The sequence below is a fragment of the Maridesulfovibrio salinus genome (assembly GCF_055394525.1).
The window spans coordinates 951,702-976,958 of record NZ_AP042461.1 but is presented as its reverse complement, the minus strand read 5'-3'; the positions used below and the strand labels follow the sequence as shown (position 1 = coordinate 976,958).

15 protein-coding genes are annotated in these 25,257 nt (G+C 49.1%); 2 read left to right on the top strand and 13 right to left on the bottom strand.

Annotation, left to right across the window (positions count from 1 at the left end; genetic code table 11):
• Positions 1-112 precede the first annotated feature (112 nt).
• From ACZ5PW_RS04275 to ACZ5PW_RS04265, 3 genes are all read right to left on the bottom strand, one after another.
• Complete coding sequence (locus tag ACZ5PW_RS04275; protein WP_464558271.1) at positions 113-1,417, bottom strand: trypsin-like peptidase domain-containing protein; 1,305 nt, start codon at positions 1,415-1,417, stop codon at positions 113-115.
• 49 nt (positions 1,418-1,466) lie between these two features.
• Positions 1,467-2,312, bottom strand: coding sequence for a zinc metalloprotease HtpX (gene htpX / locus ACZ5PW_RS04270; protein WP_464558269.1), 846 nt, complete (start codon positions 2,310-2,312; stop codon positions 1,467-1,469).
• 145 nt (positions 2,313-2,457) lie between these two features.
• Complete coding sequence (locus tag ACZ5PW_RS04265; RefSeq protein WP_464558267.1) at positions 2,458-4,779, bottom strand: cache domain-containing protein; 2,322 nt, start codon at positions 4,777-4,779, stop codon at positions 2,458-2,460.
• 344 nt (positions 4,780-5,123) lie between these two features.
• On the opposite strand from ACZ5PW_RS04265, the gene ACZ5PW_RS04260 reads away from it, so the two are divergent.
• Both ACZ5PW_RS04260 and ACZ5PW_RS04255 read left to right on the top strand, forming a co-directional pair.
• Positions 5,124-8,903, top strand: coding sequence for a FecR domain-containing protein (locus ACZ5PW_RS04260; protein ID WP_464558265.1), 3,780 nt, complete (start codon positions 5,124-5,126; stop codon positions 8,901-8,903).
• A gap of 317 nt (positions 8,904-9,220) precedes the next feature.
• Positions 9,221-14,062, top strand: coding sequence for a FecR domain-containing protein (locus ACZ5PW_RS04255; RefSeq protein WP_464558263.1), 4,842 nt, complete (start codon positions 9,221-9,223; stop codon positions 14,060-14,062).
• Positions 14,063-14,138: 76 nt separating this feature from the next.
• Here the strand turns inward: ACZ5PW_RS04255 and ACZ5PW_RS04250 are convergent, their stop codons facing one another.
• The 10 genes from ACZ5PW_RS04250 to ACZ5PW_RS04205 form a co-directional block, all read right to left on the bottom strand.
• Positions 14,139-14,387, bottom strand: coding sequence for a hypothetical protein (locus ACZ5PW_RS04250; protein ID WP_464558261.1), 249 nt, complete (start codon positions 14,385-14,387; stop codon positions 14,139-14,141).
• On the bottom strand, positions 14,377-14,631 hold the full coding sequence (locus ACZ5PW_RS04245) for a hypothetical protein (RefSeq protein ID WP_464558259.1): 255 nt from the start codon (positions 14,629-14,631) through the stop codon (positions 14,377-14,379). Before ACZ5PW_RS04245 ends, ACZ5PW_RS04250 begins: the two co-directional genes overlap by 11 nt.
• Positions 14,632-14,677: 46 nt before the next feature.
• On the bottom strand, positions 14,678-16,012 hold the full coding sequence (locus ACZ5PW_RS04240; protein WP_464558257.1) for a tetratricopeptide repeat protein: 1,335 nt from the start codon (positions 16,010-16,012) through the stop codon (positions 14,678-14,680).
• A gap of 7 nt (positions 16,013-16,019) precedes the next feature.
• Positions 16,020-16,805: an MBL fold metallo-hydrolase gene (locus tag ACZ5PW_RS04235; protein WP_464558255.1), complete on the bottom strand. Its 786-nt coding sequence runs from the start codon at positions 16,803-16,805 to the stop codon at positions 16,020-16,022.
• 112 nt (positions 16,806-16,917) lie between these two features.
• Entirely contained in the window at positions 16,918-17,796 is an 879-nt protein-coding gene (gene sppA, locus ACZ5PW_RS04230) for a signal peptide peptidase SppA (RefSeq protein WP_464558253.1), read from the bottom strand.
• Entirely contained in the window at positions 17,783-19,528 is a 1,746-nt protein-coding gene (locus ACZ5PW_RS04225; protein WP_464558251.1) for a 30S ribosomal protein S1, read from the bottom strand. The genes sppA and ACZ5PW_RS04225 overlap by 14 nt, the downstream gene beginning before the upstream one ends.
• A 374-nt stretch (positions 19,529-19,902) precedes the next feature.
• Complete coding sequence (phoU, locus tag ACZ5PW_RS04220) at positions 19,903-20,568, bottom strand: phosphate signaling complex protein PhoU (protein WP_464558249.1); 666 nt, start codon at positions 20,566-20,568, stop codon at positions 19,903-19,905.
• A 108-nt stretch (positions 20,569-20,676) separates the two neighbouring features.
• The gene (gene pstB, locus ACZ5PW_RS04215; protein ID WP_464558247.1) at positions 20,677-21,438 is read right to left on the bottom strand and encodes a phosphate ABC transporter ATP-binding protein PstB; all 762 of its coding nucleotides are present in this window, start codon (positions 21,436-21,438) and stop codon (positions 20,677-20,679) included.
• Between the two features lie 289 nt (positions 21,439-21,727).
• The gene (locus ACZ5PW_RS04210; RefSeq protein ID WP_464558245.1) at positions 21,728-22,483 is read right to left on the bottom strand and encodes an AMIN domain-containing protein; all 756 of its coding nucleotides are present in this window, start codon (positions 22,481-22,483) and stop codon (positions 21,728-21,730) included.
• 217 nt (positions 22,484-22,700) lie between these two features.
• Positions 22,701-25,181, bottom strand: coding sequence for a glycogen/starch/alpha-glucan phosphorylase (locus ACZ5PW_RS04205; RefSeq protein WP_464558243.1), 2,481 nt, complete (start codon positions 25,179-25,181; stop codon positions 22,701-22,703).
• Between the last annotated feature and the right edge of the window lie 76 nt (positions 25,182-25,257).

The window sequence follows — 25,257 nt, the reverse complement described above, 5'->3', positions numbered from 1 at the left end:
AAACACCCGCAAAATTATTCCTTTTGCGGGTGTTTTTCAAAGCTTTATCCGGCTTCCAGGCCATATCCAATATGACCAAAGCCGTACAGTTCAAAGGATTACCACGACCAGACTAGGAATTTAGTTTCACGTAGTAGAAGTTGCGCCCACGCTGAACCTTGAGCATCACTTTATTGTTCATACGGTAGCGCAGGAATGCGTCAATAAAATCCTGCTGCGATCCGACTCTACGGTTACCGATCTGATGAATCTTGTCGCCGGACTGAAGGCCGAGCCTTCCGGCAGGGCTGTTCTTATTCACCTTTGTGACCAGCATGCCACGGCCACGGCTGTCACGGTCAACAGCCATCCCCCAACGGGACCATGCGAAGCTCTGCACCTGCCCGTTAGTCAACGACTGAGGTCGCAGTCTGATTTTACGAACTTTTTCCGCATGCAAAACCTCAAGTACGACATCTTCACTGCGGGTCTGTCCACGCATAAGGGCCAGATAGCTGTCCTTATCTTCGACTTCAATACCGTTGACAGAAAGGATCACATCACCGGGCCCCAACTGTGCTCTTGAAGCGGGAGTGGATTTGTAGACCTCGGCAACCAACAGGCCGTGAACGCGGGAAAGGCCGAAATAACTGGCGGAACTCTGGTCAAGGTCCTGACCGCTCACCCCGATCCATACCGGAGAAACCTTACCGGACGCAAGAAGCTCTTCCACCACCCGTTTAGCCCGGTTGATCGGTATTGCAAAACCTATCCCTTCTGCCTGGGCCTGAATGGCAGTGTTGATACCTATGAGCTCACCCAGAATATTCAAAAGCGGTCCGCCGCTGTTTCCGGGGTTGATTGCGGCATCAGTCTGGATAAAATCAGTAAAAGAACCTTGTTTCGATTTAACCGTGCGCTTGAGGGCGGATACAACACCTGTGGTGACCGTATGGGTGTAGCCAAAAGGGTTACCGATGGCGATCACCGTTTCACCAATGAAAATTCCGGATGAATCCCCCATGGACACCTGCGGAAGATTTCTGGCATCCCTTATTTTAAGCACTGCCAGATCAAAATCAGCGTCAGAGCCTACAATCTCGGCAGGAAATTCGTCCCCATCAATAGTTCTGACTTTGATGTCACTTCCGCCGGAAAGAACATGTGCGTTGGTAAGAACCAATCCACGCCGGCCGTTTATAATCACTCCTGACCCGGTACTGACTGAGCGGAATTTCTGTTTGCGCGCAGGGAATCCGTCAAAAAAAGAATCAAAGTGATCCCCGCCGAACATCTGCCCGAAAGGAGAAATGCCCCTCTCAACGATACGGGTAACAGTGATATTCACAACCGCGGGCGCTGTTTTCTGAACAGCTTTTACCACCGGAGTCATTCGCAGGGAGTCCCCGCCGGCGGACATAGCAGGCTGGGCAGCCATAACGACTGCCGCAGCCATAAAAACAAATATTCTGATTAACCTGGACATCTTAATTACGGGACATAGCCATAAGTCTTGCAATACGCTCTTCAGTAGAAGGGTGGGTGCTGAACCAGTTAGCCATGTTCCCGCCGCTGAACGGGTTGACTATAAACATATTCTCGGTAGCCGGGTTAGCATCCATAGGCAGATTGCGGGCATTAGCATCCAGTTTATAAAGAGCGGATGCCAGTGCTTTGGGATCATTGGAAATACGCGCGCCGGTTGAATCCGCAAGGTACTCCCTTGAACGGGAGATTGCCATCTGAATCAGGGTGGCTGCTACGGGGGCAATTATCGCCAGAGCAATTGCAGCTATGGGATTTACACCCTCCTCATCATCATTGCCGAAACCGAATATCGCGGCCCACTGCATCATATTCGCGATCATCATGATTGCACCCGCGAGAACCGCAGCTACAGACTGAATAAGAATATCACGATTGGCTATATGTCCTATTTCATGTGCAATAACCCCTCGTAACTCATCCGGAGTTAGAATTCGCATGATGCCGCTGGTGACAGCCACCACAGCGTTTTCGGGATTACGTCCGGTGGCAAAAGCGTTAGGGGAATCCTGATCTATTACATAAAGCCTTGGGGTGGGAATACCGGCATTGGCCGCCATTTCCTCAACCATTGAATAAACCTGCGGCGCATCATTGGGCGAAAGCTGCCTTGCCTTGTACATGGAAAGGACTATCTTATCCGAGTACCAGTAACTTCCCACATTCATGAACATGGCCAGAGCAAATGCTATAACCAGCCCCGTACGACCACCCATCATACCACCGAGAAAAAGAATGATTGCCGTCAGAGCGGCAAGCAGAAAAAAGGTTTTAATCTGACTTGTCATATTCTAAAACTCCTGTAACTTCCTGTTTTGTCATGTGTGTTTCGCCCCATAAGGCGACAGATAAGACCACCCTACCCGGTAGGGTACGGCAGTTCTAAAGATATGAATTTTAATTAACCCGTCAAGGGCCTGTAAATCAAGAAAATCAGGAATCGACAACCATATCGAGCGGCAGTTGGATAGTGAATGCTGTTCCCTGCCCTTCCTCGCTTGAACAACTTATCGTTCCACCCAGTCTGCTTGTAACCAGATTATATACGATGCTCATTCCAAGCCCGGTCCCGCCGTCCCCGCGCTTAGTGGTAAAGAAAGGCTCAAAGACCTTGCCGAGGTTGGTTTCACTCATCCCCTTACCGTCATCGGTATAACGGACCACAACGTTTTCATCTGTGACCTCTACTCCGATATCGATATTTCCCATCTCAATACCTTCAAAACCGTGAAGCAGGGAGTTTATGATGAGGTTTGAAAAAATCTGCATGAACGCGCCGGGATAAGTATTCAACTGCAGATCCTCCGGGCAGTTCACATGAATCTGATGCTTGGTCCTCTTGTATTTGGAACGAAGACTCAGCAGAATTTCATCTATATATTTACCCAAATAAATTGTCCGTTTCTGTCCGGACGCCTGATCAGCTGCAACCTGCTTAAAGTTACCGATAAGTTCGGCCGCGCGGTGGAGGTTCAACATACTTGATTTGGTAGCTTCACGGGCGACCCCTAAAAATTTATCAAAATCAGATTTCCGCAGCTCTCCGGCGGCAACCTTGCGGTCTATCTCCTTCAGCTTTTCTTCAAGATAACTGATGCTGGTTACGCTGATTCCTACCGGTGTATTGATTTCATGTGCCACCCCGGCCACCAGATCACCTAGCGCGGCCATTTTTTCAGACTGGATAAGCTGATTCTGGGCATTTTCCAACCGCCTGATTGAATTCTTCAACTCTTTGGTCCGCTCTCCAACTTTTTCTTCAAGATCCCGGTTGAGATCTCTTAACTGGTTCTGGGCTGTTCTCAATTCGGTGATTTCCCGTCCCTCAGCCAGAAGAAACAATATTTTTCCATCAGCATCGAAAGTAGGCTTCAAAGAAAAATCAATGTAGCGCGTCCCAAGCACCTCCGGCTCAATTTTTATTTCCCGCCGGATAACGTTACCATCGGCAGCACGGCGGATATCTTCTTTAAGAATTTCTTGCAGAGAAGGCGGCTCCTGCCACCATGGGCCGTTCCAGAAAGGTTTCTGCAGCACATCTTCAGCTCTGGTATCGCGAAAATCCAAAGCTGTCTGATTGACCTCAAGAAGAATCCCCTCCAGTGAAACTACTCCCATAAACTGAAGCGACTGGTTAAAGACTCCTTTGAACATCGCCTCACTGACCGACAGCCGTTCCTGAGCCTGTTTGAGTTCCGTTACATTGTGGCCTTCGGAGATAAGAAACTGGACCTGCCCGTCAGGGCCTTTTACCGGCTTGACTGAAAAATCTACAATAATCCGCTCACCATCCCTGCCGTAATGCTCAAATAGTCCTTTGCCGATTCCTCCCAGAGAACCTACCTGAATCGCCTCTTTCAAAGCCCGCTGGGCTTCTATGGAATAATTCCACCACGGGGTCTCCCAGAAATAACTGCCGAGAACATCCTCTTCTTCTATGCCCGCAAAATCAAGAGACACTCTATTCACCTTCAGCAGCACTCCCTCGGGGGTTAAAATCCCCATGAACTGCTGGCTGTAGCTGAAAACCCCCTTGAACAGGGTTTCACTTTCCTGGATACGCTGTCCGGCTTTCCGGCTCTGGAGAACAGTGTAGACTGACAGCAGACTGATAACCCCCAGGATTACCAGTGTCATCATTGCCAGTTCCCTGTTATGAACCGATGCGGCTTCTTCGATATCCTCAAGGTAGAGCCCGGTTCCTACCACCCAGCCCCAGGGCTCGAAACGTCTGACATATGAAACTTTAGGCAGGATCTTGTCCGGCTGGTCCTGCCACTGCCAGTAGTAGGTAATATAGCCGTCGCCGTCATCCTTGGTGATATTGACCATCTCCCTGAAAAGGGGCTTGCCTTTGAAATCAGTGAATTTGGACAGATCCCGTCCATCAAGCTCAGGCATATAGGGGTGAATGATCATCACAGCGTCTTCATCATTGATCCAGAAATAGTCTTTCTTTGCGGGACCGAAACGCATTTTCCCGATCATATCAGCGGCTTTCTTGCGAGCCTGCTCAGGGGTCAGCACCCCTTTACGCTCCTGATCGCGCATTTCCTCAAGCACCCCCAGTGCCACCTGGGTCATATGCTTCAATGAGTCCTTGCGCTGGGCAAGCATGGCATCACGAACTGCAGGCATGTGAACAGCAAAAATAACAAGAATGAAAAGGACCAGAGAGGCTACAGTAGGAATGGTCACCCTGAGCCAGACAGGTATCTTTTCAGCTCTCTCTTCGTTATTTTTGAAAATTCCCATCCGGCCCCCTCTGATCCATCAACACGATTACAGTTTATACACAGTTCAAAGCATACACCATTTCAATAAGATAACACAAGAAGCAATGTATTCAAAAGATTGGCTATGCCCTGCCTGAGTATTCCCACTTCATGCCCGATGCAGGAAGGAATTGTCCACTTACAGACAGTCCGGTTCTTCAGGCATAAGGACAAGTTGAAAACCCTGCAGCTTAGTATAAATATCAGACAGTCCGCTTTTTAGTACATTTAAGACTTGTTTGCGGATAATTTATTATTTAAGGTTCCATACCACCCACGAAGACACTATTCTACAAATAACACAAGTATAATCTTGGAGTTCAAATGCCTGTTTCACAAGCACAAGCCCCTTCCATAGGTGTAGTTACCGGCCTTACAGGGGAAGCCTTTGCCGAATCCTCTTCCGGTGTAAGAGCACTTGAACCGGGAAGCCCCATCTATCAGGGAGAAGAGCTTGTTACCGGTGCAGACGGCAATATTGAAGTCCGCTTCAGCGATGACACTCTTTTATCCCAGGGATCTGATTCCCGTATTGCACTTGACGACTACGCCTACGATCCTGGCAACGAATCAGGGTCTGAATTATTCGTGGATATGGCTCAGGGAACATTCCGCCTTGTCACCGGTAAAATAGCCGAAACCAATCCTGACAAATTCAAAGTAGGCTCTCCCCTTGCCACAATCGGCATCAGGGGAACCACAACTGTCCATGAGATAATCCCGGGAAACGGCGAAAAGCACGGTGTCGAACAGATTCATTCCGGAAAAGCACTCCTTGTCCAGAGCAACATAACCGGAGACATACGGCAGATAGGCCAGTCCATGGGACTGGTGGATGTAAGCTCTTCCGGGGGACTCTCGCAGGTTCGCCCGCTCACGATGCAGGAATTCAATTCATTCCGCCAGATTGCACCCTCAAATATTAGACAGGAACAGGAAATAGAATCCGGCCGTGAAGAGCAGGAAAAGAATGCCAATGACGATGAGGACCAAATTGATGAGCAGAATGAAGAACAAGGTGATGCGCAGCCCCCGGATCAGGGAGATGGTGGTCCGGAGGGACAGGATGACGTACAGCCAGCCGAACAACCTCAGGAACAGCAGGATGGAATTCCTCAGGATGTAACTCCCGGAGGAGGAGACACTCCCGCCGGTGAAGACATAGACAGTGTTCTCTTTCCGGACGGAGGCGCGATAAATCCCGGCGGCGATATTTTACCAAACCAGCAGGAAATCAACGGGCAAAAACTCGCTGAGCCGCCGAAAGAAGGTGACAAGCAGGAATTAGTTCAAAACGATCAGTCACAAAGACAATCCGGAGAGCAGCCCGCTGAGGAAGAAAGCGCTAAAGGTAACGGCCAAAACACCTCCGAACAGGACGAAGAAGATATCATTGATGAAACTGAAAACAATGATGACACAATTCTCGCGGGAAGCGGAGACTCCGATACCAGTGACGACAGTGGTAACGGCAATGGCGATTCAGATGAAGACGATTCAGAATACCCGGAAGGAGCGATTGTAGGAGACTCAGGAGAGGAAAACAATCTCACCGGAACCGCAGATGCCGACTCTATCTATGGGCAGGAACTTTCCGACACCCTGACCGGACTTACCGGAGATGATTACCTCGATGGAGGAACCGGAGCCGAAGATCAGGTTGACTTCGCGTCATACGCCGAAGCGGAAGGAAGCATAACAGCTACACTCGGCGGAACAGGAACCGGAACTGCCACCGGAGCAGACGGGAATGATACCCTTGTGAACATAGAGGGCCTTATAGGTTCAGATTACGCTGACACTCTTATCGGCGATGACGGGTCGAACAGGTTCGAGCCTCTTCTCAGCAAAGACTATCACCCCGACTCCCCTGACGACAATAAAGACTACATAGACGGCAAGGACGGAAGTGACTGGATCCAGTTTGAAAATATATCCAAAGGCTATACCGTAAATGTTGACCTAGGCTCGTCCACGGCAAGCATATTTGACAGCAATGAAGTTGAACAAAGCCTGATAGAAATAAGAAACATCGAAAACGTCATTGGAACTTCTGGAAACGACATTATCAATGGAGATTCCGGCGATAACACCATTGACGGAGGCAAAGGCGCGGATATTCTGAAAGGGGAAGGCGGCAATGACTTCATTCTGGGAGATGCAGGAGACGACACCATTTCCGGCGGAGAGGGAGATGATACTTTAAAAGGTAACGGCGGGGAAGACTTCATAGACGGAGGTAACGGTTCCAACTTTATTGACGGCGGCTCCGGAGAAGACAGCCTGAGTTATGAGGATTACAGTGATCCGGTAGAACTGGTTCTGAGCGCTGCAGGAGAAGGGACAGCAACGCATCACGCAAGCGGGCTGGACACTATTGTCAACATCGAAAAATTCAAAGGTTCATCCGGAAACGATATATTTAAAGGCAGTTCCGGAAGTGACACCTTTGATGGAAGTGCGGGCAGCGACTACATAAAGGGTGAGGCGGGAGATGACTACCTCATCGGTGGAGAGGGCTGCGACACTCTGGATGGCGGCAACGGCGAAGACTGGGTATCATACGGTTACACCTCCTCAGGAGTTACGCTAACCTTGCACCAAGGGACTGACGGCAGCGCAGTGATCGGTTCTGAAACAGACACTCTGAGATACATAGAAAACGCCGAAGGCAGTTCCGGAGCTGACAAAATTTACGGTTCTTCCGCAGACAACATACTTATGGGACTTGCCGGAGATGACACCATTAAAGGCGGGGACGGCAATGACACCCTGTTCGGAGGTGAAGGCTCAAACAAGCTCAAAGGCGAAGATGGTTACGACACGGTCTCCTATGCGGACTTGGAAAACAACGGGGTAAGTATAGATATCGCCGCCAACTCCGTAACCCACGGGTCCGACACGGACACTTTGCTTGACTCCTTCGACACCTTCATAGGAACCGACAACAACGACACCTATACTGGCGCTTCTGATGCTGACACGTTTTACGGTGGAGACGGAGACGATACACTCATTATCAGTGACGGCAATGACTACTTTGACGGAGGAACAGGGACCGACACAATCTCCTTTGAACAAGTGGATTCTGCTGTAACAGTGAATTACACCACAGGCAGCGCCACCGGACCTCATGATGGCGGCGGCAGCTTTACCGTCACCGGAGTGGAAAATTTCATCGGCACGGAATATAACGACGCCTTTACCGGAAGCAGTGCCGGGGAGACCTTTACCGGAGGCGGAGGAAATGACGCCATAGACGGACGTGGAGGCAGCGACTGGGTATCCTATGCCTACGATACCAGCTATGACGGACTCACTGTGAAACTCGCCAGCGGCTACGAATCCGGTGAACTGAGTGGGGAAACCGACACCCTCAAAAACATTGAGAATGTCATCGGAACCGGTGGAGATGATACCATTATCGGCTCTGAAGAGGAAAACCACTTCAAAGGCAGCGATGGCAGTGACTGGCTTGATGGCGCTGACGGAAACGATATTCTTGAAGGCGGTGAAAGTGATAACAGCATCATCGGCGGAGATGGATGTGACACAATCTCATTTGCCGGAACAAGTACCGGAATCACCATTGACCTTGCGGACGGGTCCGGAACCGCCTCACATGATGGGTATACCGATACTTTCAGCAGCATAGAAGCTGTAGTCGGGGGTTCTGGACACGACTCCATCACCGCCAGCAGCGGAATAATCCCGGATTGCCCCAGCAGTCCCAATGATACGATACAGGGGGCCGGAGGAAACGATACAATCACCCTCGTCAACGGACAGAAATCCCTGCTCGTTTATGAAGCCGGAAGTGAAGGCGGCGACAATGTATTCAATTTTGTTTCAGGTGAAGACAGCTTTCTGTTCAAAGGAGAGGATTTCGATTCCGCAGCCGATGACAACTTTGCGAAAATATCTGAAGAATATGATGGAACCAATTCCGGAATATCAGGAACCGAAGCCTGTTTCGTTTTTGACGATACCAATGATAAACTCTGGTATGACTGCAACGGCAGTGAGTCAGGCGGGACAACACTTATCGCGACACTTAATGGTGTGAACGATATGAGCGCGGACGATATCTCTGTTGTTACCTAAGTCAAACTTGCTATAGACTGAAAAATGCCGCTTCTGCTTGCAGAAGCGGCATTTTTTTCTCTAATGACACCATTATAATGCGACAGACACAATTTAAAAACATTCACAACCTACCATCATATTTATGATTAAATAACCGACTCAGCAAAACACAAACTGAAAGGCATAATACATGCAAAAGTTTTTCGTTACACAAGAGAAACATTTTAAAACTTGCTTAGAAGGCAAAAAGTACATATCTTTATATTTGTAAAGTTTCCTAATCAGCCTTTGACGAATCTCTTTTCACAGAAAAGAGGCAGCATTTAGGAGATCTGATGCCTGAAAGTACACAAAACCTGAATGAAATCGGTGTAGTTACCGGACTGTCAGGTGAAGTATATGCCGAATCCGCTTCAGGGATGCGGGCACTGGAAGCAGGCTCCCCCATTTATCAGGGAGAGGAGCTTGTAACTGGTGCGTCCGGCAATGTGGAAATCAGATTTATAGACGACACACTCCTTTCTCAAGGCGCGGACTCCCGCATAGCCCTCGACGATTACGTATACGAAGAAAACGGAGCCTCGGACTTTCTGGTTGATATCACCCAGGGAACCTTCCGTATGGTCACCGGTAAAATCGCCGAACAGAACCCCGAACGTTTCAAAGTAGGAACCCCTCTGGCAACCATCGGTATCAGGGGGACCACCACTGTTCATGAAGTCATCCCCGGTAACGGAGAAAAGCACGGAGTCGAACAGATTCACTCCGGCAAGGCTCTCATTGTCCAGAGTAATATCACCGGTGCAGTCCGCCAGATCGGCCAGTCCATGGGACTTGTTGATGTGGGAAGCTCCGGTGCGCTCTCCCCTGTCCGCTCACTGAGCATGCAGGAATTCAACACCTTCCGTGAAATAGCTCCGGCCAACATCAGACAGGAACAGGAAATCCAGCAGCAGCGCGATGATGAGCGGGAAGAAAGGGATGACGATGAAGATACTGTAGAAGAACAGACTGAAGAGCAAAATGAGGAACAGGGCGAAGATCAGGCGGAACAGCAATCAGAAGAGCAACAGGACGGCGAACAGACTGCTCAGGTAGCAGCAGAAATCGGGCAGGGAGAACTGCCTGCCGATATCGAGCCGGGCGGAGAATCAGAACAGGAAGGAGAGGAACTCGGGAGTGTTATACATGCCAAGAGCGATCTCGAGGGTTCGGAAGCTCCTTTGGTCAAGGAAAAAGAATTCGACCCCCGCAAAGTAAATATAAAGGAAGTTCCCGGCAAAGAAAAAGAAGTCGAAGAAGAAAAAGACCGCAAGGACGATGCTAAAGCTGAAGCTGAAGGCGCAGCCGGCGGCGAAGAACCCGCTGAAGGCGGAGACGAATCTCCCGTAGAAGAAACCAACCCCGAAGGTGGGTTGGGTGAGACAATAGCTGAAGGGGGAATTCCGCTTACAGAACCGGATGACCCACCCGAAAGTAATCCGGGCGAAGAACAATCCGGGGATACAGATGATGAAGAAATCCTGGACGAAGACCAGGATACCGCAGGAGAGGAACCTGCACCCGAAACAGACACGGAATCAGACTCAGAGCAGGCTGCATCAAGTGCGGTGATCACCGGGACCAGCGGCTCTGACACTCTCACAGGTGACTCTTCATCAAACACGATCTACGGCCTTCAGGCTGATGATCATCTTTACGGGCTCGATGGCGCAGATACTCTCTACGGAGACGAAGGAGAAGACCTGCTCAATGGTGGAACCGGAAACGACTACCTTGACGGCGGGACAGGATCCGCGGGCGAGTTGGATTACGCATCCTACTCTGACGCCACTGGAAGTGTAACAGTAGACCTCGGTTCCGGAACCTCAACCGGTGCGGACGGTCAGGATTCCCTGCTGCATATCGAAGGAGTGATAGGCTCCAACTATGATGACTACTTGATTGGCGATGCCGGGGACAACGAATTTCAGCCGCTTCTGGGAAATGACGTGATTCAGGGTGGAGCCGGATATGACACAATTTCATTTGAGTCACTTACCACTGATGTAAATGTCAGCATCACCACGACCACCGGCTCCGCTTCCATTGAAAATGCTGCAGGAACAGTAATCAACACTCTCAGCCTCGACAGCATTGAGAATATCGAAGGAGGCTCGGGTAATGACAGCCTTCGCGGCAGTAGTGGAGACAATTTCATTGAAGGGTACAATGGCAATGATACCATTGATGGCGGCTACGGAAACGACACCCTGATAGGCGGTCTTGGAGATGACTCCATAAACGGAGATTATGGGAACGACATTGTTTATGGCGGGGACGGAAATGACATTATCCGCGGGCGCTATGGCTCCAATTCTCTTTACGGTGGAAGTGGAGACGACACAATCCACAACGGCGAAAACAGTGATTACATTGATGCCGGGGACGGAAACGACTGGATATCCCTAAGCCTTGGAACAGACACTGTATACGGAGGCAATGGAAACGACCAGGTAACCGTCAGTTGGGATGTGGCATACATCTACGGTGGAGCTGGAGACGACAGTGTAACCTTTACCCCCTCCGGCGGTCCTTACGCAGCCGCACAGGGAACCATTGAAGGCGATTCCGGTAACGACACCATAATCGGCGGGGTCACCCATGACTACCTAAACGGCGGAGATGATCACGATTACATTGAAGGTAATGGTGGTAACGATACCATTCTGGGCGGTGCCGGGGATGATATCATAATAGGCGGAACCGGAGCTGATATCATAGACGGCGGGACCGGACTCGATGTTTTCGTGTACTCTGATCTTGGCGGGACATCGCCTACCGGTGAAGTTGTACAGAACTTTTCCTCAGCTGACGACATTTTTGATTTTAGCAGTATAAACTACAGCCCTGCGTCCGGTTTTGAATCATACAGCGGATCCTACACCGGCACTGCGAATTTACTCGGGACAGATCCCGGTTTCGTTTACGATACAGATGGCAATCTCTGGTACGACGATAACGGCAACACTGCCGGGGGACAACATTTCATAGCCAATGTTACCGGAGATGCTGTTTCACAGATGAATATAGCTGTTGACGGGATGCCCGTTACCGGCGGTATTACCCCGATTCCCGGAACAGCTTCTGACGACACACTTATCGGAACCTCCGCAGATGAATACATTACCGGACTCGCCGGAAACGACACTATTGACGGTGGTGGCGGTAATGACTTCATTGAAGGCGGGGACGACAACGATACAATCGCAGGTGGAAGCGGAGACGATACCATTGATGCAGGAGCCGGAGATGACCGGGTCACAGGAAGTACCGGAACAGACTCCCTGATCGGCGGGACAGGGTCTGATATTTTATCATACTACGGTATTGGCTTAACAAGCATCAACCTTGATCTGGGTTCCTCAGTAACCCTTTCACCAAGTGGAGATGTGCATACAATCAGCGGTTTTGAAGTTGTTGCAGCCACAAGCGGCAATGATACTCTCACAGGTACTTCCGGCGATGACAGAATGTACGGTAACGAGGGAGATGATACTCTTTTCGGCGCTGACGGCATAGATACTCTCTGGGGCGGAGACGGAAATGACTATGTTGACGGCGGGGCCGGAGATGACACATTGGATACCGGAATCGGCAACGACACCATCTCCGGTGGAGATGGGGTAGACTCCATCAATGCCGGCAGCGGAATTGACACCATCTCTTATGCTTATGCTTCTACAGGAGTATCTCTTGACCTTAACTCAGGAAATGCAACTGTTACGGTTGTCCCTGGAACTGATGTTGATACAATAACCGGTGTGGAAAATATTGATGGCTCCGCTTACGCAGATATATTTATTGCTTATAGCGGTGGCAGCTCTCTCTACGGTGCTGATGGCAATGACAGTCTTACCGGTGGCAATGGAGCAGACATCCTCATCGGCGGCAACGATAACGACTATATTTCCGGTGGGGATGGTCTTGACTCCCTTGATGGCGGAGCAGGAGTTGATACTCTCGACTACACCTATGCATCATCTGGAATCTTCATGAGACTTGCCAACGCCTCGGATCAGGTCACCGTTACCGCAGGAACTGATGTAGATAACGTTGCGGGTTCAAGCTTCGAACAGGTTATCGCATCAAATTACGCTGATAACATTGTTACCCACGATGGAAACGATACTGTTTACGGCATGGGTGGAGATGATACTATCGACACCGTCCTAGGAACCGCTACAGTTTATGGCGGAACAGGTAACGATACCATTCAGACCCACTCAGGAAATGACTACGTGGATGGCGGCGATGGAAATGATCATATCCGGAGCAGCAGTGGAGACAATACACTCATTGGCGGAATAGGAGATGATGATATTGCAGCCAACTATGGCAACAACATCATGGAAGGTGGAGACGGAAACGACAAGCTGGCTGACGGAGAGCACAACTCTACTTTTACCGGAGGTGCCGGAAACGACACCATATGGGGCAATGGCGGTCAGGACCACATGAGCGGCGGGGCTGACTCCGACATTATATACGCCGGGGCAGGCAATGACTACATGGATGGCGGGGACGGAGATGACCGTCTTGAAGGACAGTCAGGGGATAACACCTTCATCGGCGGGCTCGGCCTTGACTCACTTATCGGCGGAACCGGAACTGATATTGTTGACTACTCATACCATGCAGGCGGTGGCGGCATAAGTGTTGACCTGGCAGCTGGAACCGCATCTTTGATCGCGGCCACTGATGAAGACACCATGTCATCAATAGAAGCCGTCATCGGATCAAGTAACGGGGACACATTCACAGCCAACAGTGCCGCGGCTGACACATTTACCGGGGCTGGCGGGTCAGACACTTTTAATCTGTATACCGGACAGAGCACACAGCTGGTTTACAATGCCCTTACTGAAGGTGGAGATACCATTGATAATTTCAAGAGCGGGGAAGATACTTTCAAATTCGATAGTCTAGCCTTCGACTCAACCGCAGTCTCACGCTTTACCACAATATCAAACTTTGACGGTCAGACTGGGCTTGCCGACAGTCAGACTTATTTTGTCTATGACGATGTGAATGACAAGCTTTTTTATGATGGGGACGGTGACAGTTCTACCTCTGCGACACTTATTGCAGATTTCACCAACAGTGACCCAGTGACTTCAGGCGATCTCAGCTTCTGATTCAAACAGCGTACATACAAAAACCCCGTGTGCATATTTATGCCTACGGGGTTGCGTCATTACTGATCAACTAGTTTTACATTCCCTTAAAATCAAGATTACTGTCTGCTGCAGCCTGTTCAAGATTGACCAGCTTAGTCTTTAACTCACGGAGTCTGACAAGTGCCTTTTTCTGCTCACGAACAGCACTAGACATGCTACGCCGCAAATTATCCTCTTCACGCCTGATGACTTTGATCGTCTCATCATGCCATTTGGAAAGCATCCGGTTTACAATCAAAGCAGCAATGAGAATTACAGCCAAAAGGATCAAGTCAAGAATCATCCATATCCTCCAACGGTCCCTCAAGCAGAATTTTCAACTCCTCAATTCTCTCTGAAACCTCTCCGATTTCCTTATTGATCTGCTCGGTTCCTCTCCTGAGTTTTTTGACTCTGAACTCAACCTGATCACGAAGATTTTCCAGCTGGATCCTGCGTTTGGAGATGTCCCCGTTTGCATTCATATAGCGTGCGTAAAGTATCAGAAAAAGGATAAAGCAAGAAACCACAACGGTGAAGAAAGTCATCTGGGAACAATCCTGGAGCTATATTTATCAGCACTATAAGCAGAAATCAGTTTTTAGCCGTGGCCTTTTTCAACAGGGCTTTAAGCCTTTCATCATCGGGGAATTCACTCATGGCCTCTTCAATTACAACCCGGGCCTCTTCATGCATTCCCACCTTGAGAAAAATACCGGCTATATTTCTGGCCACAGAAGGTGCAGACTTATGCACCATCTGCTCCGAGCGCACTGCACGCTTGAAGTATTTAGCGCACAAAGCATACTCTTTACCGTCCGAGTAAGCCAGCCCTATATTATAGTATAATCCGGCCTCATTCGGCGCGACTCTCAGAGCTTCCTGATAGTTTTCAACCGCACGCCTCCACTTGCCCTGTTTACGGAGCGCAATCCCAAGCCTATTGTAGGTTTCCAGGTCTTCGGAAGTCAGGCTGCCGGCCTTTACGGCAAGCAGTTTTGAATAGTACTTCTCCGCCTTTTCCGGAGCTACATCGAAAAGAGATTCGGCAATGCCGCTCATTACCTGTGACAGGTAACTGTGGGCTTCCCTCACAGCGCATCGAACAGCCTGGTCAAAATATGACTCAGCCTCGTCAAGGTCCTCACGCTCAAGATAGACACGCCCTATTTCACACTTTCTTTCCGTATTAAGAGGGCTGATTGAATCTAGCTTTTTAAGGTAGCGCAGGTACTCATTGTCGTCATTGCCCTTATAGAATTCAGCAAGCTTCTTTATCGGCTCCATGAATACCTTTGATTGGTTATGAGCCTTCAGGTAGGCTTTCAGGGCTTCATCCCTGCGCCCCATACCGCTTAAAGCATCCCCCAGAAGCATAAGTCCCGCGGGGCTGTCCGGCTTGATTTCCAGTATCTTTGCACTTATCTGCATAACCTTCTCAAGTTCGCCACGCCTGAGAAGCTGTTTTCCCCCCTCAACAAGCTGGTTAAGCTTCCCCTGAGGTTTGATTGTGAAAGCCAGTTTCTGAACCAGACTGTCCACAGAAACAGGTTTTGTAATTATGTTGTTGGCACCCAGCTCATGGAGAAAAATTAGATCCTCCTCACCGATTTCACCGGTGAGTACAACAAGCTTTACTTCAGGAAACAGCTTACGGATATTCAGAATAAAATCGGCAGAAGGTTTTCCTCTTAAAAGCCGCTCTACAAAAACCAACACCGGAACCCCGCTGCCGGTCTTGTCTTTGATTTCCAGCATAGCCTTGGACTGTTCCTGAAAAAAACCGAGGCAATCACGGCGGATAGCCAGTATCTTATACAGCGTACCTCTAAGGAGCTTATAGAATGAAGGTTCATCACTGAGCAGGATAACCTGTCCCGACTGCCCTTCAAAATAATCCCTTACTATCTGATCATATTGGGTTGCCACTTAATCCTCACTTGTCGCATAGCTGCTTCCTATCGGTCTCACCCAGCAGAAAACTCTGCCCTTCTTCAGGCACAACAGCCTCAATAGACTCATATTTATTTAATAATCTAACTATCTCATCTTTTTTACAGGTTCTCACAGAATGGTCCATATGCACAAGTGCAACTTGCTTCATTTCAGTGAGAGTAGCAAAATCTATACATTCCTGAACTGTAAAATGCCCCTGAACCTGCTCTGTAACATAATATGCTTCCATAATCCCAAGGTCTGCACCTTTAGCAAGAGCTTTGCTCTCTGCAAGCATACGGCCGTCACCACTATAAAAAACGGCTGCCCCATCCTTACCAACACGGACAGACAAGGCCGACTGGGAATGCTCAACAGAGCAGAAACTGATTTCAAATCCTGCCCTGCATAACTGGTCTCCGGGGGCAACATCTTCAAACACGAGTCTAAAGGGCAGTTTCGCAAGGAGACTTGGATAGGCAAGTTCGATAGCCGAAATAACTTTCTCCTCTACTCCCGCAGGGCCGAGTATCATGAAATCCCTGGTCCTTCCTGAACTGAAAAGATAACCGATCAGAAATGGAATCCCGAAGAAGTGGTCACCGTGAAAATGCGATATCCACAACAAATCAAGATCCGCAGGCCGTTCAGAGATTCTGGCAAAAGAATGCCCCGCATTGAATCCACAATCCAGAAGTATGGAACTGTCCGTAGATTCAATGAGAATGGATGTATTTGTCTGCCCGGCATCAAAGGCGGAACCGACTCCAGCAAATGTGCACTTCATAATTACATCCTCTGCCAGAGAAGTTTACCCCAGCTGATTTTTACCGGCAAACCATCATAGAGAATCAAGACAGGCAGGCTCCTGAGCTCAAAGCAGCAACTGAATGTCCTGCCTAAAAAGATATTATAAGCCCGTCACCAGTGGCAGTTCCTTCAGGTTTAATACCGAAATAGCCAAGCAACTCCTGGAGAAGAGGTTTTTCTTCTTCCGGGCCTTCCACAACAGCAACATCACCTTCAATGCTACACAGGACCTTGAGTACAGCCACTGCGTCTTCAAATCCTCCGAGACGGTCAACAAGCCCCATTTCCTTGGCCTCACGGCCTGTCACGGCACGTCCGTCAGCAATTTTCTCAACATCTTCACGCTTAAGCTTTCTGGCTTTGGCAACATCATCCACAAACTGATTATGTATATCCATGATCAAGCCTTGAAGATATTCACGCTGCTCGGGTGTAAGTTCTGAAAATGGAGAACCGGCCCCCTTGAGTTTGCCGCTTGTGATGACTATCGGCTGAACTCCGACTTTGTCCATAAGCTGTTTGAAATTGGCGTATTCGGCTTTTACCCCGATAGATCCGGTAATAGACCCGGAACTGGCCAGAATCTTCGTGGCAGGAGAAGCTGCATAATAACCCCCTGAAGCAGCGACTGTACCGAATGAGGCAACAATAGGTTTAACATCCGCAAAGGACTTCACCGCATGGTAAAGCTCCTGAGAGGGTGCAATCGTTCCGCCGGGGGAGTTGATGCGCAACAGCACTCCTTTGACAGATTCATCCCTGCGCAGTTCACGCAGGAATTTTACCGTAGGCAATGATTCGGTGATGGTTCCCTGAACATTGACTATACCGATCTTTCCGGATGAAAACACGGCGCTGCCATGAAAAAAGGCTGCAGCCCCCCAAATGAGGGCTACAGCCATAATAAGCAGACTTAAACCGAAAAGAAACGGATGTCTGACAGAGAACCCTTTCTTAGGATTCTTCATCCTCGCTCTCTGCGGCCTTTGCTTCAGTAGCATCGGCAAGTTTCTGTTTCAGCAGTTCGCCCAGGGAGTTGCCGCTGTCGGCAGGACCGGAACGGAATTCCTTGGACTGGCGTTTTTCGCCTTCTTCCTTGAGCTGCTTGATGGAGAGGCCGAGGCGGCGCTCGTCAGCAGACACATGGATAACTTTAGCCTGGATGGTAACACCTTCTTTGAACATCTCGGAAGGATTCTTGATCTTCTTGTGGGAGATCTCAGAAACATGAACCAGACCTTCAATACCTTCTTCAACTTCAACGAAGAGGCCGAAATCGGTAATGTTGGTGATAAGTCCTTCAAGAGTGCAGCCAACAGGATACTTGGAGGGAACCTGAGACCAGGGGTCTTCGGAAAGCTGTTTCACGCCGAGGGTGAACTTCTCGTTTTCCTTGTCAACAGTGAGGACTTTAGCCTGTACGGTATCGCCCACGCTGTAAACTTCTGAAGGATGGCGAACCTTGCGGGTCCAGGAGATATCGGAAACGTGAATCAGGCCGTCAATGCCGTCTTCAATACCGATGAACACACCGAATTCAGTGATGTTCTTGATCTGGCCTTCAAGGATAGTACCTTCGGGGAATTTCTCAGCAACAACATCCCAGGGGTTGGGTTTAACCTGCTTCATGCCAAGAGAGATGCGTTTCTTGTCGGGATCAACACCCAGAACAACAACATCCACTTCATCGCCTACGCGAACCATCTGGGAAGGATGACGCAGCTTGCGGGTCCAGGACATCTCGGAGATGTGAACCAGACCTTCAACACCTGCTTCAAGCTCAACAAATGCACCGTAGTCAGCGAGGTTGGTAACCTTACCGGAGAACTTGGCACCTTCGGGGTATTTACCGGAGATGTCTTCCCACGGATCGGGAACGAGCTGTTTGAGGCCGAGAGAAACTTTCTGGCCTTCTTTGTCGAAGTTCAGAACTTTCAGTTCCAGCTCATCACCGAGAGCAACCATTTCCTTGGGATGCTTGATGCGCTTCCAGGACATGTCAGTGATATGCAGAAGTCCGTCGAGACCGCCGAGATCAATGAACACACCGTATTCGGTGATGTTTTTAACCTTACCGGTAACGGTCTGGTTTTCCTCGAGGGTACCGAGCAGCTGAGAACGCATTTCGTTGCGCTGTTCTTCGAGAAGAACACGACGGGAAACGATAACGTTGCTGCGGCGACGGTTGATTTTAAGAATTTTGAACTCGTAAGTCTGATCCACGAGAGCGTCCATATCGGGAACGGGGCGCAGATCAACGTGAGAACCGGGCAGGAATGCTTCAACTCCGCCGAGATCAACAGTGTAACCACCTTTGATGCGGCGAATGATTCTGCCTTCGACAACGCCTTCCTGCTCCTGCATTTCTTCGAGCTTGTCGAAGAGCTGCATGCGCTTGGCTTTGTCGCGGGAGAGATGGATGGTTCCTTCGCTTTCGTTTTTGTTAGCAACAAAAACGTCTACTTTGTCACCAACCTCAACAGTCATGTTGCCTTCTGCATCAAGAAATTCTGATGCGGCAATCTGACCTTCGGACTTGAAGTTTACGTCGATAAGGACGAAGTCTTTGTCGACCTTTACAACTTCACCGGAAACGATGCTTCCTTCGTCCAGGTTTCCGAAATCGGCATTAAGATAATCTTCGAGGGCAGCCTCAAAGTCCATTTCCATTTCGGCGTTCATGTTTTCATTGTTTTCCATGGGTTACCTCCAACAACGATGTCCTCGGACAAAATTTCGGCATATATATTGTGGGAAAAATGCATTGGATCCAACCTGCTCATGCGTTCCGAGGCAGCCGATGCCCAGACTGTCCGTTGGTCTTCTTGACCGCATTTGTCCCTAATGCCCGTTAAGGGATAACTTAATCACAGCCATTACCCGCCAGATATTTTTAAATCTTCCGGATAAGGTTTTCCAGCTTGAGATTAAGAGAATTGCTTCTATCCTAAAAAAGGGCTGATGTAAACCTAATTCACCAGAGCATTTCGGCCTGACAAGGTTTATTCGAACGTGCAAAAAAAAAGAGCCGGAACGAATCCGGCCCTAATCATCTTTTTAAAAAGTCCGAGAGGCTAACCGCGGCACTGGTGCTTGATGTTGATTCCCTGATTTATAAAAATAACTGATTCAGCGATGTTGGTTGCCTGATCGGCAATACGTTCAAGATGGCTGGCTGCCATAATGAGATGCACTCCACGCTCTACAATTCTTGTTTCGGAAACCATATTCTCGATCAGTCCCTTAAGAATCCTCAAATTGAGGCTGTCTGCTTCATTGTCCATTCCACAGACTCTGTTCGCAAGCTCAATATCCTCATCGGCAAAAGATTTTACCGCCATGCTGACCATATCGCTTGCCACCTGAGACATCTGTTCCAACAGCTGGTTAAAAGGCAGCGGAGGACGGGTACTGAGAAAAACAGCCCTGTGAGCTAAGTTTACAGCCTCGTCACCGATGCGCTCAAGATTGCTGGTAATACGCATGGAGCCGACGATAAAACGCAAGTCCCTGGCCATTGGCTGGTCAAGAGCCAGAAGCTCAATGTTGAACTTGTCCAGTTCGCACTCAAGCTCGTTGATTTTGATATCATTCTGGATAATATCTTCGGCCAGTTCGGCATTGCAGTCGGCAAGGGCTTTGACAGAGTTAAGCATTGCAGTCTCAGCCATGCTGGACATACGCAGAACCAGAACTTTCAGATCATCCATTTTTCTCGTGAAATTAGCACGCTGCTCCATACCTATCGTCTCCTAAAAGAACTGTGAATGTCCGTAATCATATAAACTTCCGTCTGCGGACTCAAACGGATCTGAACGGCCACCGCTGGAGAATATCCCCAACGGGAATTAACCAAAACGACCAGTGATATAATCTTCTGTCTGTTTATTTTTGGGCTTGGTGAACATCGTTTCAGTGTTGCCCACCTCGATCAGACGTCCCATGTAGAAGAATGCCGTCTGGTCGGAAACTCGGGCAGCCTGCTGCATGCTATGGGTAACAATGATGATGGTAAAATTCTTTTTAAGCTCGTGGATCAGATCTTCAATCTTCTGAGTCGCGATAGGGTCGAGAGCGGAAGCAGGCTCGTCCATAAGCAGGACTTCAGGTTCGACAGCAAGGGCGCGGGCAATACACAGGCGCTGCTGCTGACCACCGGAGAGACCAAGTGCGGAGCTGTGGAGGCGATCTTTAACCTCATCCCAGAGAGCACCGCCCTTGAGACTTTCCTCCACCTTGCGTGCAATGAATTCCTTATCCTGAATTCCGTTGACGCGCAGTCCGTAAGCCACGTTTTCGAAAATTGACTTGGGAAAAGGATTCGGCTTCTGAAAAACCATACCCACACGTCTCCGCAAGGTAACAACATCCAACCCCTGAGCGTAGATATCTTCCTCATCAAGAGTAAGATCTCCATCCACCTTAGTACCCGGGATCAGGTCGTTCATCCTGTTCAGACAGCGAAGAAATGTACTTTTACCGCAACCGGAAGGCCCGATAAGCGCGGTTACCCTGTTTTCTTCAAAGTCCATGCTGATATCTTCAAGAGCCTTGAAGTCACCATAGTAAAAGTCGAGATTTCTGGAAGCGATTTTAACAGCTTGCCCCATTGGAACACTCTCCGTAACAAGTTTCATATAAAATAAATAAACGGGCCAACCCTCTGCGACCCCGAGTTAATAGACAGATCAACGCAGCGGCCTTCACGGCCATCATGCGATTGTCCCTTGATATCTATAACGAGTTACAGAGCAATGACCCGATTGTTACATTTATGTTACGCAGAATAAGATTTCATATAAATACAGTTGAAGCCCCACAAAGATGATCCTCCAGGCGCAACCTGTGCATGAATAATTTCCAATACCCATGCTGACTTCAGGCACAATCAGCATTGCATCAGAACTTAAATTCTATAAAAAGGCCGGGACTGATCGATTTTACGGTTGGAGCTACTTTCGAAGGAAATTCCTGTTTAAGATAAAATACAAACCGGAGCTTATCAGGATGCTCACCGACTATTACCTTTTCCACCCCGCAGTTCTTCAAACGATAAAGGGACTTTCCTTTACTCTCCCATTTGCCTGCCATGTCAACAACAAGCCTGCGCGGCTTGTCCAGGTTGAACCACTTGACCTTGCCCGCATCTGCGTCCAAAGGAACTTCAATGCCTATTGCTCCGGCCTCGCATTTAATGCTGAGGAAACCTGCTACACCCGATGCTCTTTGTTTATTCTCCGGCTCAGTCTTTTTTTCAGGGACGGAAGCAGAAGAATCCATGGTTTTGGCTAACTCAGGTTCTTCCTGTCCTTTTTCATCAGCAGCTTCAGGGCGGACCTCGGCCACTGTATTTTCAGCCATCTGCTGTTCCCCTTCCTCTGCCGCCTTAACCATGTCCCCCTGCGAAATCTCTGATTCATTCAATTCCTGGCCATTCATATCCACAGACTCACCTTCTGAAGACTTCAAAGGCAGAACCAGATCATTTACTTCTTTACGCACAACAGGACCTTGACCGGCATCGCCTGTCGTTTTTTCCTGTTCTTCTGACAGTAAGGAGTCAAACATGCCGTAGTGGTAAAGTCCGACACCTGTCCCGACTACCAGCATGATAATAAGCAATAAAATTGTTACCGGGCGTACTTTTATATCCATTTCTCAGTTATCCGTTTTTCAAGGTCATTAGGAAACAAGCAATATATAAAATTTACACTGGAAAGCAAAGGGAGACTAAGATCCCCTTAAAGCTGAAACAGAACAAAACACATTCAGGGCTCAAAATAAATCCTTTTTTAAAAGCAACCTTCCACGCATAAAAATACAGCCGCCATAAAACACAGCGGCTGTACTCATATTTTCATTTAAACAAGCTCTATGATTCGCTTTGCATGGGGCGGACTCCCCAAATCCGCGCTGCGTAGTCCTTTATCGATCTGTCACTGGAGAATCTGCCGGACCCGGCTGTATTCAGGATTGACTTCCTGATCCAGTTTTTACGGTCCAGCCAGAGGGCATCCACCTGATCCTGTGCGTCAATATAAGCCCGGTAATCTGCTAGCACCATATAGGGATCTCCACCATCAAACAGGGAATCAAGAACCGGCCGGAAGAGGTCACGGTCTCCTTCGGAAAAAGTACCGTCTCCTATGTAGTGAAGAGCTTCGGACAACTCCTTGTCGGATGATGCCACCTCTGAAGGATTGTATCCGTTATATCTGCGGGTCACCACGTCAGAGGAGTCCATTCCGAAGATGAACATATTTTCACGCCCTACTTCTTCCATTATTTCGATGTTGGCACCATCAAGAGTCCCGATGGTAAGGGCTCCATTTAGAGCAAACTTCATGTTTCCGGTTCCCGAAGCCTCCGTTCCGGCGAGAGATATCTGTTCTGAAAGATCTGTTGCCGGAATAATCTTTTCCGCCTGAGACACCCGGTAATTAGGCATGAAAGCAATCCGAAGCTTATGGTTAACAGCAGGATCAGAGTTCACCACCGCACCAACTGAATTGATCAGCCGAATTATTCTTTTGGCCAGAAAATATCCCGGAGCAGCCTTGCCCGCAAACATTTTCAGTCTGGGAACCGAGACACTGCCGGGATCATTCTTCAACCGGCAGTAAAGAGTGACCGCGTGGAGAATATTCAGAACCTGCCTTTTATATTCATGAATCCGCTTTACCTGAACATCATACATCCAGTCCGCAGGCAGATACAGTCCGTAATCCTTCCGGGCATACCCAACAAGCCGTTCCTTGGCTTTCAGTCTGCAATCATACCAGCGTTCCTGAAATTCCGAATCATCAGCGAATGGCTCAAGGTCGCGCAGCCGGTCAAGATCGGTCACCCATTCCGGACCTATTTTTTCAGTAATGAGATCCGAAAGGGGGTTGTTGCACTGCTTCAACCATCTGCGGGGAGTTATCCCATTGGTCACCGAGGTAAACCTGCCGGGAAACATCTCCACAAAATCCTTGAAAATAGTTTTCTGAATCAGATCACCATGTAAAGCGGAGACACCGTTAACGGTGAAGCTGCCCACCACAGCCAGCCAGGCCATGCGCACCTGAGGGGCCTCACCGTCCTCAATGATAGACATCCGCTTAAGCCTTTCTTCGTCACCGGGAAACTTGGCTTTTACATCTTCCATAAACCGCCGATTGATTTCAAAGATGATGGAAACGTGCCGGGGCAGTACCCTGCGCATCATATCAAGAGGCCACTTTTCAAGGGCTTCGGGCATTACAGTATGGTTTGTGTAGGCAAAAGTGCGCCTGCAGATACGCCAGGCCTGATCCCAGTTCAACATATGCTCATCCACCAGAATCCGCATAAGTTCGGGAATGGCTATTGCGGGATGGGTTTCATTAAGCTGGACAACAGCCCGATTCGGCAGTTCCGAATAATCAAGCTTAAGTTTTTTAAAGCGGCGCATCATATCCTGCATGGTCGCCGACACAAAAAAATACTGCTGGACAAGACGTAGCTCCCGCCCGGTAGTCAATTGGTCACTGGGATACAATACCTTGGAGATTGTTTCAGACCGGACCGCGTCCTCCATGGAGCGGATATAGTCTCCGCTGTTGAACAGGTCCAGATTGAACCGCCGGGCAGGCTGGGCCTCCCACAATCTCATGTTGATCACATTTCCGTTGCGGTAGCCGGGGATCAGCATATCCACCGGCATAGCCATCACCTTTGCTGTGTCAGCCCAGCGTTGACGGGGAGAACCATCCTCGTGCGTATACTGTTCCTCGCGACCGTAAAGCCTAACATCAAACATGAACCCCCGCCTGCGGAACTCCCAGGGGTTGCCGGAATGGAGCCAGTCATCAGGCAGCTCCACCTGCTCTCCATTTTCAATTGCCTGCTTGAAAATTCCATATTCATATCTGATTCCATAGCCGTACCCAGAAATGCCCAGCGTAGCCATGGAATCAAGAAAACACGAAGCCAACCTGCCGAGCCCGCCATTTCCAAGTCCGGCATCCGCTTCGGCACTCTCCGCATCATCAAGATTCGCACCAAAATTCTTTAGAGCTTCATTGCATTCCTTTTCCGCTCCCAGACTCATGGCATTGCTACCCAGCGACTTTCCCTGAAGAAATTCTAAAGAAAGATAATAAACGCTTTTCGCCCTCTGGTTATAGTAGGATCTTTGAGTCTTGATCCAGTTACCGACAAGTCTGTCCCGCAGCGAGAAGGCCAGAGCCTGATACAGGGAAAATAGGTCCGGCCGGCTGTAATCCCGACCGAGGTTGGAAAGATGGTGCCTACTGATACACTCTGTAAGAGAGTCAGCATCGGTTCCTCCCATCTTTTCCAAAAGCTCAAGGGAATCAATTTTAGACATGGTCAAACCTCACAGGTTGCATATTGAGTTATGTATATTTTTAAAAAGCACCTTCCCAGAACAGCCTGTCGTCAAT

Coding starts and splice junctions, on each gene's coding strand:
- ACZ5PW_RS04275 (WP_464558271.1), bottom strand. CDS start 1,417: ATGGCTGCCCAGCCTGCTATGTCCGCCGGCGGGGACTCCCTGCGAATG.
- htpX (WP_464558269.1), bottom strand. CDS start 2,312: ATGACAAGTCAGATTAAAACCTTTTTTCTGCTTGCCGCTCTGACGGCA.
- ACZ5PW_RS04265 (WP_464558267.1), bottom strand. CDS start 4,779: ATGGGAATTTTCAAAAATAACGAAGAGAGAGCTGAAAAGATACCTGTC.
- ACZ5PW_RS04260 (WP_464558265.1), top strand. CDS start 5,124: ATGCCTGTTTCACAAGCACAAGCCCCTTCCATAGGTGTAGTTACCGGC.
- ACZ5PW_RS04255 (WP_464558263.1), top strand. CDS start 9,221: ATGCCTGAAAGTACACAAAACCTGAATGAAATCGGTGTAGTTACCGGA.
- ACZ5PW_RS04250 (WP_464558261.1), bottom strand. CDS start 14,387: ATGATTCTTGACTTGATCCTTTTGGCTGTAATTCTCATTGCTGCTTTG.
- ACZ5PW_RS04245 (WP_464558259.1), bottom strand. CDS start 14,631: ATGACTTTCTTCACCGTTGTGGTTTCTTGCTTTATCCTTTTTCTGATA.
- ACZ5PW_RS04235 (WP_464558255.1), bottom strand. CDS start 16,805: ATGAAGTGCACATTTGCTGGAGTCGGTTCCGCCTTTGATGCCGGGCAG.
- sppA (WP_464558253.1), bottom strand. CDS start 17,796: ATGAAGAATCCTAAGAAAGGGTTCTCTGTCAGACATCCGTTTCTTTTC.
- ACZ5PW_RS04225 (WP_464558251.1), bottom strand. CDS start 19,528: ATGGAAAACAATGAAAACATGAACGCCGAAATGGAAATGGACTTTGAG.
- phoU (WP_464558249.1), bottom strand. CDS start 20,568: ATGGAGCAGCGTGCTAATTTCACGAGAAAAATGGATGATCTGAAAGTT.
- pstB (WP_464558247.1), bottom strand. CDS start 21,438: ATGGGGCAAGCTGTTAAAATCGCTTCCAGAAATCTCGACTTTTACTAT.
- ACZ5PW_RS04210 (WP_464558245.1), bottom strand. CDS start 22,483: ATGGATATAAAAGTACGCCCGGTAACAATTTTATTGCTTATTATCATG.
- ACZ5PW_RS04205 (WP_464558243.1), bottom strand. CDS start 25,181: ATGTCTAAAATTGATTCCCTTGAGCTTTTGGAAAAGATGGGAGGAACC.